The organism is Polynucleobacter sphagniphilus (genome assembly GCF_001953355.1).
In the GTDB taxonomy this organism is placed as follows: domain Bacteria; phylum Pseudomonadota; class Gammaproteobacteria; order Burkholderiales; family Burkholderiaceae; genus Polynucleobacter; species Polynucleobacter sphagniphilus.
In genome coordinates this window covers 342,138-353,781 of sequence record NZ_MPIY01000017.1, presented here as the reverse complement: position 1 = coordinate 353,781, position 11,644 = coordinate 342,138, and the positions used below count along the sequence as shown (strand labels likewise).

General features: G+C 46.9%; 11 protein-coding genes. 4 read left to right on the top strand and 7 right to left on the bottom strand.

The window, feature by feature from the left end; genetic code table 11:
- The 3 genes from istA to BOQ04_RS10765 form a co-directional block, all read left to right on the top strand.
- Positions 1 to 1,019 (top strand): IS21 family transposase (istA, locus tag BOQ04_RS10585; RefSeq protein WP_143742200.1); only part of this gene is annotated, 1,019 nt, incomplete at its 5' end.
- 52 nt (positions 1,020 to 1,071) lie between these two features.
- Entirely contained in the window at positions 1,072 to 1,842 is a 771-nt protein-coding gene (istB, locus tag BOQ04_RS10580; protein WP_076024657.1) for an IS21-like element helper ATPase IstB, read from the top strand.
- Positions 1,843 to 1,882: 40 nt separating this feature from the next.
- Positions 1,883 to 2,032, top strand: coding sequence for a hypothetical protein (locus BOQ04_RS10765; RefSeq protein ID WP_158025501.1), 150 nt, complete (start codon positions 1,883 to 1,885; stop codon positions 2,030 to 2,032).
- Here BOQ04_RS10765 and BOQ04_RS10575 read toward each other — a convergent pair.
- The 6 genes from BOQ04_RS10575 to secA form a co-directional block, all read right to left on the bottom strand.
- The gene (locus tag BOQ04_RS10575) at positions 2,029 to 2,451 is read right to left on the bottom strand and encodes an NUDIX domain-containing protein (protein WP_076024656.1); all 423 of its coding nucleotides are present in this window, start codon (positions 2,449 to 2,451) and stop codon (positions 2,029 to 2,031) included. The two genes, BOQ04_RS10765 and BOQ04_RS10575, sit on opposite strands and share 4 nt — an antisense overlap.
- Before the next feature lie 8 nt (positions 2,452 to 2,459).
- On the bottom strand, positions 2,460 to 3,317 hold the full coding sequence (locus BOQ04_RS10570; protein WP_076024655.1) for an ATP-binding protein: 858 nt from the start codon (positions 3,315 to 3,317) through the stop codon (positions 2,460 to 2,462).
- 14 nt (positions 3,318 to 3,331) lie between these two features.
- On the bottom strand, positions 3,332 to 4,567 hold the full coding sequence (gene argJ / locus BOQ04_RS10565) for a bifunctional glutamate N-acetyltransferase/amino-acid acetyltransferase ArgJ (protein WP_076024698.1): 1,236 nt from the start codon (positions 4,565 to 4,567) through the stop codon (positions 3,332 to 3,334).
- Positions 4,568 to 4,649: 82 nt separating this feature from the next.
- Positions 4,650 to 6,773 (bottom strand): xanthine dehydrogenase family protein molybdopterin-binding subunit, encoded by a 2,124-nt coding sequence (locus BOQ04_RS10560; protein ID WP_076024654.1) that lies wholly within the window; start codon positions 6,771 to 6,773, stop codon positions 4,650 to 4,652.
- Positions 6,774 to 6,783: 10 nt separating this feature from the next.
- Complete coding sequence (locus BOQ04_RS10555; protein WP_076024653.1) at positions 6,784 to 7,242, bottom strand: (2Fe-2S)-binding protein; 459 nt, start codon at positions 7,240 to 7,242, stop codon at positions 6,784 to 6,786.
- Between the two features lie 149 nt (positions 7,243 to 7,391).
- On the bottom strand, positions 7,392 to 10,157 hold the full coding sequence (gene secA, locus BOQ04_RS10550; protein WP_076024652.1) for a preprotein translocase subunit SecA: 2,766 nt from the start codon (positions 10,155 to 10,157) through the stop codon (positions 7,392 to 7,394).
- Positions 10,158 to 10,211: 54 nt separating this feature from the next.
- Between secA and BOQ04_RS10545 the strand changes: the two genes are divergently transcribed.
- Positions 10,212 to 10,715 (top strand): hypothetical protein, encoded by a 504-nt coding sequence (locus BOQ04_RS10545; protein WP_076024697.1) that lies wholly within the window; start codon positions 10,212 to 10,214, stop codon positions 10,713 to 10,715.
- Here the strand turns inward: BOQ04_RS10545 and lpxC are convergent, their stop codons facing one another.
- Positions 10,716 to 11,630, bottom strand: a complete 915-nt coding sequence (lpxC, locus tag BOQ04_RS10540) for a UDP-3-O-acyl-N-acetylglucosamine deacetylase (protein WP_076024696.1) — start codon at positions 11,628 to 11,630, stop codon at positions 10,716 to 10,718.
- Positions 11,631 to 11,644: the final 14 nt, after the last annotated feature.

Below are 11,644 nucleotides of genomic sequence, written 5' to 3'. Positions count from 1 at the left end.
GAGCGCAAAAGACCGAAGATTGGCTATTGGGCCAGCGCAAAGCCTTTGAGTATTTTGGTGGGGTAACGCAGGTCATCGTTCCCGATAATCCGAGAAGCCTAGTTGCCAACCCCGATCGCTATGAACCGCAAGTGGGCAGATCGTACGCCGAGTTCGCCGCTCATTACGGCTGTGCCGTAATCCCGGCCCGGCCGCGCAAACCGCAAGATAAGAGCAAGGTCGAAGTGGGCGTACAAGTAGTCGAGCGCTGGATCTTAGCCAGATTGCGCCACCAGCAGTTCTTTAGCTTGGCTGATCTCAATATTGCCATTGCCCATTTACTGGAAGAGCTCAATACCCGCCCCTTCAAGAAGCTGCCTGGCAATCGCCGTAGCGCCTTTGAAGCGATTGATAAACCCGCACTCAAATCTTTGCCTGCGACGATCTTTGAGTCCTGCTCCTGGAAAAAAGCCAAGGTAGGCATTGATTACCATGTCGAGTTAGAGCACCACTATTACAGCGTGCCTTATCAATATGCGCGCAAAGCAGTCGAGCTGCGGGTCACCCCCACCGTAGTGGAAATCCTCTGCGAGGGCAAACGCATTGCCGCCCATGTGCGCGTGATGCGCACGGGCTATAGCCATGGGCTATCTTCTCAAACTACTGTGCCTGAGCATATGCCCAAAGCACACGAGGCTCATCTGGAATGGAGTTCAGAGCGTCTGCTGAACTGGGGCCAGGGGATCGGTGCATTTACTCAATCCTTAGTGTCGCACCTGCTGCATCAGAAAGCCTATCCCGAGCTCGCTTATCGCGCCTGTCTTGGTTTGCTCAATCTATCAAAATCATATGGCAAAGAGCGTTTAGAAGCGGCTTGCGCTATCGCAGTAGCTAATAACGCTATGACCCAAAAGAGCGTGCGCAACATCTTGGCGACCAAGCTGGACTTAGCCAAGGCAGGCAAAGTGACCGCCAACAAAAAGAGCTCCCAACAAATACCTTTGCATGAGAACGTGCGCGGACCCAAGTATTACCACTAAAGCATCTCCACTAATTTTTAACCAGCAGCAAAACTGAAAGAAGGAAAATCACATGCTTCATCAACATACCATCTCCCAGCTTCAAGCCTTAAGACTAGAGGGCATGGTTCTTGGCCTACAAGAGCAATTTACACAAAGAGCATCAGATGACCTCTCGTTTGAAGAGCGTTTGGGTTTATTGGTCGATCGAGAGCTCACCTACCGCGAGAATAAGAAACAGGCAAGGCTGCTTAAAAGTGCCAAGCTCAAGGTCTCTACCGCTTGCCTAGAAGATGTCGATTACCGCCCTGGTAGAGGCTTAGATAAAAAGCAGGTGGCTAGCTTTGCTAGTTGCGATTGGATTAGAGGGGCTCAAAGTATTTTGCTCACTGGTCCTGCTGGCGTGGGTAAGACTTGGCTAGCCAGCGCCCTAGGATTACAAGCCTGCCGCTCTGGCTTCTCGGCTCTGAATATGCGCGTACCCCGTATCTTTGAAGAGCTTCGAGTAGCACATGCTGACGGCACCTTCACACGCAAACTCCAATCGATTGCGAAAGTTGATTTACTGATCTTAGATGACTGGGGTTTGCACCCCTTAAACCAAGAAGAGCGCTCCGACCTTCTAGAAATCATGGATGATCGTGTTGGTACCAAGTCCACCATCATTACCAGCCAGCTTCCAGTGGAGCACTGGCATGAGTATTTAAATGATCCCACCTTGGCTGACGCAATCCTTGATCGCATCGTCCATCAAAGCCATAAGATCAAACTCAAGGGTGAATCCATGCGCAAGCAAGAGGTGGAAAACACGGCGGAAACCGTCAAAAAACAGAAGGCATCGTGACCGCTAAACTACAATAACTGAGCCTTCAAATACTAGAGCCTTGACGGTCACGCTGAATCTGAAACAGGCGGTCACGATCGCTGAAATACGCAATCTGCTCTCTGTTCGCTTCTTAAAATCGGATCGTGATAAAAAGGCACAACTCGTTAATACCGATGTGCCATTTAGACTGACACTCTGTCAGCTTTAAACCAATAACAACTTTAGTTTTTCAAGCATTGGCCAGGCGGCTGGCAACATAGGTTCAACACTGGGGCGATCTTGGGATAGTAGTTGCCAAGATAACTGCTGGCCCTCGCAACCCGCTGGGGTCCCACACCAATTGCGAATGACACTGACGTGAAGGCGAACATAGGCATGGGGATAATCATGCTCTAGGACAGTAAGTTCTTGGCTATCTAAAATTTCAATACCGAGCTCTTCTTTTAACTCTCGCTTGAGGGCCTCAAAAACAGTCTCCCCTTTTTCAATCTTCCCGCCAGGCACTTCCCAATAGCCAGCATAAGGCTTACCTTCAGGGCGTTGCCCCAATAAGTATCGACCCTCAGAATCCAGGAGAATTCCAGCGGCTACTTCGGTGACGGGGCGATTTGATGGGGAAGCTGTCATGAACTATCTTAGGCTTGTGCACCAGCCCAATGCTTCGCAAACTGCCATGCAACTCTACCCGAACGTGAGCCTCGCTCTAAGGCCCATACTAAAGCTTCAGGACGAGCCGCTTCAACTTGAGCATCATTCAAGCCAAAATGCTTTAGCCAATGCGCCACAATCATTAAATACTCGTCTTGCTTTGGCGGATAAAAAGAAAGCCATAAACCAAAACGCTCCGACAAAGAGATTTTTTCTTCCACTACTTCACCTGGATGAATCTCACCATCATCGCTATGCGCATAACTCAGATTGTCTTTCATATACTCAGGCAAGAGATGGCGACGATTGGATGTAGCGTAGATCAAGGTGTTATCCGATTGCGCTGATACAGAGCCATCTAGCGCTGACTTCATGGCCTTGTACCCAGATTCGCCATCTTCAAAAGACAAGTCATCGCAAAAAATAATAAAGCGCTCTGGTCGATCCCCCAAAAGATCGGTGATATCGGCCAAATCAGCCAAATGCTCTTTTTCCACTTCAACCAGACGCAAGCCCTGAGAAGCGAATTCATGCAAGCTCGCCTTGATTAGTGAAGATTTTCCAGTGCCTCTAGCGCCAGTTAACAAAATATTATTAGCTGGTTTCTTATTAATGAAATTTCTTGTGTTGTCACGAATGGCATCGCGCTGACGATCAATATTCTGCAAATCATCAAAAGTGATATCTGAGACGTGTTTTACTGCCTGCAAATAACCGATGCTGCCAAAAATACTATCGCGACGGCGCCATCTAAATGCGGGGGATGACTGCCATTGCTCTTCGGTGAGCGGCTTAGGTAAAAATGTTTCTAAATGATTGAGGAGTTGCTCTAATTTTTCGTTCATGTTTAATACATTCCTTATGAACGGTAATCTGCGTTAATCGAAACATAGTCATGCGAAAGATCACAAGTCCACATCGTTTGAGTTGCATTTCCGCGCCCCAAATCAATCTTTACCGTAATTTCAGACTCTTTCATCACCCTTTGACCATCAGCCTCTTGGTAAGACGGGTTACGGCCACCATCTTTTGCAACCCAAACATCACCAAGCCACATTTGAACCCGATTGACATCCAAGTCATCAATGCCAGCATAACCAATGGCCGCTAATATACGACCCAGATTCGGATCACTTGCAAAGAAGGCTGTTTTAACTAAAGGGGAATGGGAAACAGCCTTAGCCACTAAACGACATTCTTCCTGGGTCTTGCCACCAATGACTTCAATCGTCATGAATTTAGTAGCTCCTTCGCCATCACGTACAATCATTTGCGCCAACTTACGAGCTAATCCAAGCAAGGCATCTTTAACTACACCGTAATTTGGGTCAGTGACTGAGGCAATCTGCACACTAGATTGACCGGTAGCCATAATGATGAAGGAATCATTAGTAGAGGTATCACCATCAATGGTAATGGCGTTAAAAGATTGATCAGCCACTTCACGAGTAAGACTAGTCAGCAGGCCAGGGGCAAAACCAACATCGCTAGCAATAAAACCAAGCATCGTCGCCATATTAGGATGAATCATCCCGGCGCCCTTACAAATACCTGTTATGGTCACTGGACCAGCAGATGTTTGAACCACTACTGATGCTGCCTTAGGCTGGGTATCTGTAGTCATGATGGCTTCTGCCGCATCGAACCAATGATCCTCACCCAAGTTTGCAACTGCGGCTGGTAATGCCGACACAATTTTCTCAATTGGCAAAGGCTCTAGGATCACGCCCGTTGAAAACGGCAAGACCTGCTCTGGGTTTAAATTGAGATCTTTTGCTAGTGCAGCGCATGTTTCTAAAGCATGTTTCATACCGGTCTCACCAGTACCGGCGTTCGCATTTCCAGTGTTCACAACTAGGGCACGTATTTCCCCATTACGACCATCTTGAGCTAAATGCTCACGACATACTTGAACAGGCGCCGCGCAGAATCGATTGAGAGTAAAGACACCGGCAACTTGTGAGCCAGGGGCCAAGGTCATCACCAATAAGTCTTTTCGGTTTGCCTTTTTAATACCAGCTTGGGCAATGCCCATCTCAAAACCCTTTACAGGCTTAAGATCGTTTTTTTGGGGGAGAGGTAAATTAACTGTCATGATTGGATAATTGTAGATGAGGCACAAAAAGAAAGCGCACCCTTAGGGCGCGCTTTTCTGGATAGATCAGCCTAAAAGGCCATTACACCTTAATTGGTAGCTCCCTGATACGGTGACCAGTAGTGGCTGCAATTGCATTTACCAATGCTGGAGCAACCAAAGGAACTCCAACCTCACCTAAGCCACCCGGCTTCTCTTGGCTAGCAACTAAATGCACCTCAACTACTGGGGCTTGGTTCATCCGAATACTTGGGTAATCGTTGAAGTTATTTTGCTGCACTCGCCCAGCTTCAATAGTGATTTCATCATACAAAGCTGCACCTAAGCCATAAAGGATGCCTCCCGTCAGCTGCGCTTTTGCCTGATCTGGATGCACTGCTATTCCGCAATCTGAGACAAAAGTAATTTTCTTGACTTTGGTACTCGCAGCAACCGGATCTAACTCGATTACGCATGCTGAATAAGTGCCATAACACTCCATTTGCGCAACCCCAAAATGCTTGCTATTGGATTTATATCCAGACTTTTGCACAGCTAATTTCAAAACAGCTGTAGCTCTGGGCTCTTTATTAAGGGCAGCCAATCTAAAAGCCACTGGATCTTTACCAGCAGCTTTTGCCGCTTCATCCATAAAACTCTCCACTGCAAACGCATTAAGAGTATTGCTAACAGAGCGCCAATAACCCACTCGAATACCAGCATCTTCAATCACATTGCGAACTTCAAGATTCGGAATGTCATACGTTAAATTAGCCGAGCCCTCTGTCATAAAAGGGTCGTTACCGTCTTTGACAAAAACTGGGAAAGCTCTGGCAGTAACGGATTGAGAAACCATTTTGGCTTTTAGAGTGCTTAATTTGCCATCAGCCGTCAGGGTCGCATCCATATGATGCACGCTCATTGGACGGTAGAAGTCATGGGTAATATCATCTTCTTTAGTCCACAACAATTTAACTGGCATCCCAGCAGCTTTTGAGATTTCGGCAGCTTGGCGCACGAAATCCAACTCAAGTTTTCGGCCAAATCCACCACCCAAGAAAGTGGTCTCAACAGTAACGTCTTCTGTTTTTAAACCAGTTGCTGCAGCTGCAACCGCTTGCGAGCCTTGCTGAAATTGAACAGGCCCAATAATTCTGCACTTGCCATTCGCAAAGTCAGCCGAGCAATTGACTGGCTCCATGGTGGAGTGCGCTAGGTATGGCATGAAATATTGAGCACTCAGAGTGTTGCCTTTGCCCATATTCGCACTAGCATCACCTACCGCTTTAATAACTGCACCCGGCTTTGATAAACCAGCCTCAAGTTGTTTACGCATGCCTGCATTAGAAATGGTTGCTCCAGGGCCCTCATTCCAAGTAATTTTGAGTGCATCACGGCCTTTGCGCGCAGCATAGAAATCTTTTGCCAATACCGCTACGCCATCAGAAATTTGCACCACTTTGATCACACCGGATACCTTAATTGCCTCAGAACTATCAACTGTTAGTGGGGTGCCACCAATCACTGGGCACTGCGCTAGCGAAGCAATTGCCATACCAGGGATCTTGACGTCGATACCAAACACTGCTTTGCCTGCTACTTTGGCTGGGGTATCTAAACGACGCATACTTTGCTTACCAATCACCATGAAATTCGCTGGTGATTTCAGCACAGGTTTCTCAGGCAGTGGCAGCTTGGCTGCATCAGCAGCTAATTCACCAAAAGTTGCCGATTTGCCAGCAGGGCCAGTTACCTTGCCATTGAGCGCCTTACATTGATCGACAGAGACGCTCCAACGATTAGCGGCCGCTTGTACTAAAACAGAACGCGTAGCCGCTCCAGCAGTGCGGAGCTTGTCAAAAGCCTCACGCACTGAGGTAGACCCACCGGTAATTTGTCCACCCAATAATGCATTGATATAAACCGGCGCAACACCGGCAATCTCTACCTTCACCATCGATAAGGGCAAATTTAACTCTTCAGCAATGAGAGCAGGCATCGAGGTATATACGTCCTGACCCATCTCGGAGCGCGCACATATTAAGGTAATTTGATTATCTGGAGTAATGCGAACCCATGCATTTGCAAGGGCTGGGGCACTTCCTGCTCCAAGAGCAGCATCGCTAGCTAATGGGAGATACATCCCCAATACAAATGCACCACTAACAGCAGCACTGTGCTGCATAAATTGACGACGACTGGTGTTCTTTAAAGAATGATTTTTCATATTCGTCTCCTTATGCCAATTTATCTGCAGCGCGTTCAATCGCTTTTTCAATTCGCGCATACGTACCACAGCGACAAATATTCCCGCTCATCGCATTTTTAATTTCCTCTGGATTAGGCCGCTTCTTTTTTGCCAGCAAATCCGCTGCCGACATCATCTGCCCAGTCTGACAGTATCCGCATTGGGGAACATCGAACTCAATCCAAGAGGATTGAAGTGCTTGACCCATCTTCTGGGGCAATCCTTCCAGGGTAACCACTTTTTTGCCAGCAGCCGCCGAGACTGGTGTAGAGCATGAGCGAATTGCATTGCCCTCAAGGTGAACTGTACAGGCGCCACAAAGACCGGCACCGCACCCGTATTTAGGGCTCGTTACATCCAAGTGATCGCGCAAGACCCACAGAATCGGAGTTTGAGGATCGCCTTCAAATTGCACAGGATTGCCATTTAAATTAAAAGACACGGTCATATTGACTCCTTGATATTGATCTTGCTCTAGATAATGACAGATTTAAATTAAATATGCATGAACCTGCATCTAGGGATTTCACCAAAGTAAATGGCCTAGAAAAAATCTAGGCCATTTTTAATCTAATGCGGCGCACCAATTATTTGAGACTAACTTAAGGCGCCATGGCAATTCTTATATTTCTTACCGCTGCCACAGGTGCATGGGTCATTTCGTCCAACCTTCGGACCAGATCGCACTGGTGCTGGCGCAACTGAAATGGCAGCACCACGATCGCCTGTAGATCCAGCGACTTCTAATTCAGGATCTGCATGTTGATAACGGACATCTGTTAGGTTAGCCAAATCCTCATTCATTGACTCAGAGGCTTGATCCAACTCATTTGCACTCCGAATTTGTACTGTCATGATGTTTTTCACTACATCATTTTTGATGACATTTAAAAGCTCGCCATACAACTCAAAAGCTTCGCGACGATACTCCTGCTTTGGATCTTTCTGAGCATAGCCACGTAGATGAATACCTTGACGCAAATGATCCAAGGCAGCCAAATGTTCACGCCAATGACTATCTAAGCTATAGAGTAAAACAGAGCGCTCAAATCCAGCGAATGATGGGCGTCCAGATAATTCCACCTTGGCGTCATATGCCGCTTTAGCAGCTTCTAGTACACGATCGACTATTTGCTCATCATCCACACTTTGAGCATCTTCTACCCACTTTTGTAATTCGACAGTCAGACCCCATTCATTCGCCAAGAGATTTTCAAGACCGAGCAAATCCCACTGCTCTTCCATCGAATCTGCTGGCACATACAAGGCACAAAGAGTCCGTAGTACGTCTTCACGTAAGTTGGCCATCAAATCGCCAATATCTTCGCTCTCAAGCACTTCATTGCGCAGGCGATAAGTCTCTTTACGCTGATCATTCGCTACGTCGTCATACTCCAATAACTGCTTACGAATATCAAAGTTACGGCCTTCGACTTTGCGCTGAGCGGACTCAATCGAGCGTGTGACCATGCCCGCCTCAATCGGCTCTCCATCGGGCATTTTTAGGCGTTCCATGACCGCACGTAAGCGATCACCGGCAAAAATGCGCAAAAGAGAATCATCTAGCGAAAGGTAAAACCGCGAGGAACCAGGATCGCCTTGACGACCGGAACGGCCGCGCAGCTGGTTATCAATACGGCGACTTTCATGGCGCTCAGTACCAATAATATGCAATCCGCCAGATGCCAATACTTGATCATGCAAGCTCTGCCATTCATCTTGCAGGGTTTTAATCTTGGATGCTTTTTCAGCGTCAGATAAATTGGGATCCGCGTCGATTAAAGAGGATTGCTTACCAACGTTGCCACCTAAAACGATATCCGTTCCACGACCTGCCATATTGGTGGCAATGGTGATCATCTTGGGGCGACCTGCTTGAGCAATAATTTCTGCTTCGCGTTGATGCTGCTTAGCATTCAGTACCTGATGAGGTAATTTGCGTTGATCCAATAGATTGGCAATCAACTCAGAGTTTTCAATTGAGGTGGTTCCAACCAAAACCGGTTGACCCCGCTTGTAGCAATCCTCAATATCTTTGATTACTGCATCGTAACGTTCACGTGATGACTTATAAATCTGGTCTTGGCGATCTTTTCTTTGGCTAATACGGTTTGGGGGAATGACAACCGTTTCTAAGTTATAAATTTCCTTAAACTCATACGCCTCGGTATCAGCCGTACCAGTCATACCAGCTAACTTGCCATACATCCTGAAGTAATTCTGGAAAGTAATGGTGGCAAGCGTTTGATTCTCGTTCTGAATCGAAACACCCTCTTTAGCCTCAACAGCTTGATGCAAGCCATCAGACCAGCGACGCCCTTGCATTAAGCGGCCTGTGAACTCATCAACAATAATGACTTCACCATTTTGAACCACATACTGCTGATCACGATGATATAAAGTGTGTGCGCGTAGCGCTGCATATAAGTGATGCATCAAGCTAATATTTTGAGGGGAATACAATGAGTCGCCCTCAGCTAATGCACCTAACTCAACAAGCACTTTTTCAGCTTTATCGTGACCTTGTTCAGTCAAGTAAACCTGTTGGGATTTTTCATCCACCCAATAGTCACCCGGCTTTTCAACGCCAGTACCATCGGCTTTTTCCTCACCAATTTGACGCTCTAGATAAGCAGGTAAAGCATTCATCTTTACGTACAAATCGGTGTGGTCGTCAGCCTGTCCAGAAATAATTAAAGGAGTCCGAGCCTCATCAATCAAAATTGAATCGACTTCATCGACAATTGCGTAGGCTAGGCCGCGCTGAACACGTTGACCCGCATCCTGGACCATATTGTCGCGTAAGTAATCAAATCCAAATTCATTATTGGTGCCATAAGTAATATCGGCCGCATAAGCCTTGTGCTTGGCAGTGTGCTCCATCTGGGATAGATTGACACCAACCTTCATGCCCAGGAAGTTATATAAAGTCGACATCCACTCAGCATCGCGTTGCGCCAAGTAATCATTCACAGTAACTACGTGCACGCCTTTGCCGGTTAAAGCATTTAGATAGACAGCTAATGTAGCGGTGAGTGTTTTACCTTCACCAGTGCCCATTTCAGCAATCTTGCCTTGATGCAAAGCAAGGGCACCAAGAATCTGTGCATCGAAGTGGCGCATTTTCATAACGCGCACACTAGCTTCGCGCACAACTGCAAATGCTTCTGCGGCAATATCGTCGAGCGTTTCTCCAGAATTTAAGCGAGACTTAAATTCAGCCGTTTTTGCCTGAAGTGCTGCATCATCCAGTGATTGCAGGCTTGACTCAAAAGAGCCAACCTTAGCAACAACTTTGCGATACTGTTTTAAGAGGCGGTCGTTACGACTGCCGACCAGGGTTTTAAGAAGACCGATTACCATGGGATATTGAAGAAAATTAAGTCCTTGAGTTTATCACTCGCAACCTCTTTTTATATGAACTTTCACCCCAAGACCAAGCAGACCAAAGCAGCCCATGAATGGCTTGATTACCTACGAGAATCCGAGGGTCTTGGGGGTATTTTGGCCAAAACAGAGGATTTAGCTAAGCTCAAGTTTGCTTTGAGTCGGGCCTTAAGTACATTTAATTTGGAGCATTTCAACCCCAAAATTGAGGCTGGATGGCGCTCAAGCGGGGAAAATGAGCTTTTCTTGCTGGTTTCGAATGCTAGTATTGCCAATCGTTTACAGCAGATTTTACCTAGCTTAATCAATGAGTTAGCCAAAAATGGAGTGAACTGCCGGGCGATAAAGGTGCGCCTGAAACCTCCATCAGCAACCTGGGAAGTAAAACCTGGTTCAGGCCTAAAGCAAACTAGAAAACCACAGGGTTTTAATGAAATTGCGCGCAAAGCCTGGGAAAACCTGAAAAATCAACTTGAGCCAGATTCTGAGCTGCGCAAAGCAGTTGAGCGTTTACTGCAGAGCAAACCTAAATAATTAGAAAAAGAGGGGTTGACTCTCTTGGGCATAGGCGGCAGGCGCCTTATTTTCGGGAAACGAGCTAATTTCGTATGCGCTCGGATCTTCCAAAAGCTTGCGTAACAGAGCGTTATTGAGGGCATGACCCGACTTGATGGCGGTATATGCGCCCACAATGGGGTGCCCAATTAAATATAAATCGCCAATGGCATCGAGAATTTTATGTCTTACAAACTCATCGTCATAACGCAGCTCTTCGTTATTCAAGATGCGATGTTCATCTAGAACGATGGCGTTATCCAAGCTTCCGCCACGCGCTAAACCCATCTCACGGAGCGCTTCAACTTCATGAGCAAAACCAAAAGTGCGTGCACGCCCAATTTCAACTCGGTAGGCATGTTCTGCAAAATCGACAATGAATCTCTGCCCCGTCTTATCTACTGCAGGGTGTTTGAAATCAATTGTGAAATCGAGCTTAAATCCAAAGAAGGGCTCAAGACGAGCAAGTTTATCGCCCTCACACACCTCTACTGCTTTCTTAATCACCACAAATTGACGGGGAGCATCTTGCTCGACAATACCAGCAGACTCAATTAAGAATAGAAATGAGGCAGCACTTCCATCCATGATGGGCACTTCTTCACCATCCAGCTCAATTAATAAATTATCAAGGCCTAAGCCAGCACATGCTGAAAGCAAATGCTCTACCGTAGAAATACGTATCCCATCTCTTTGAATCACGGATGCTAAACGGGTATCGCACACTGCTAAAGCGGTTGCCGGAACAACGGGCTGATCTGGCAAATCAACACGCACAAAACAGACCCCTGCATTAATGGGCGCAGGCTTAATTGTAATGGTTACCTTGCGCCCTGAATGCAAGCCAATCCCCACGGTCTTCACCGGTGTGGCGATTGTGCGTTGCTTCATCATCATTTATATTAAAG

What these genes read in the sequence shown, in the direction of transcription:
- lpxC (WP_076024696.1), bottom strand. Translation starts at nt 11,630, where the DNA reads ATGATGAAGCAACGCACAATCGCCACACCGGTGAAGACCGTGGGGATT.
- BOQ04_RS10575 (WP_076024656.1), bottom strand. Translation starts at nt 2,451, where the DNA reads ATGACAGCTTCCCCATCAAATCGCCCCGTCACCGAAGTAGCCGCTGGA.
- BOQ04_RS10545 (WP_076024697.1), top strand. Translation starts at nt 10,212, where the DNA reads ATGAACTTTCACCCCAAGACCAAGCAGACCAAAGCAGCCCATGAATGG.
- BOQ04_RS10570 (WP_076024655.1), bottom strand. Translation starts at nt 3,317, where the DNA reads ATGAACGAAAAATTAGAGCAACTCCTCAATCATTTAGAAACATTTTTA.
- istB (WP_076024657.1), top strand. Translation starts at nt 1,072, where the DNA reads ATGCTTCATCAACATACCATCTCCCAGCTTCAAGCCTTAAGACTAGAG.
- BOQ04_RS10555 (WP_076024653.1), bottom strand. Translation starts at nt 7,242, where the DNA reads ATGACCGTGTCTTTTAATTTAAATGGCAATCCTGTGCAATTTGAAGGC.
- argJ (WP_076024698.1), bottom strand. Translation starts at nt 4,567, where the DNA reads ATGACAGTTAATTTACCTCTCCCCCAAAAAAACGATCTTAAGCCTGTA.
- secA (WP_076024652.1), bottom strand. Translation starts at nt 10,157, where the DNA reads ATGGTAATCGGTCTTCTTAAAACCCTGGTCGGCAGTCGTAACGACCGC.
- BOQ04_RS10560 (WP_076024654.1), bottom strand. Translation starts at nt 6,773, where the DNA reads ATGAAAAATCATTCTTTAAAGAACACCAGTCGTCGTCAATTTATGCAG.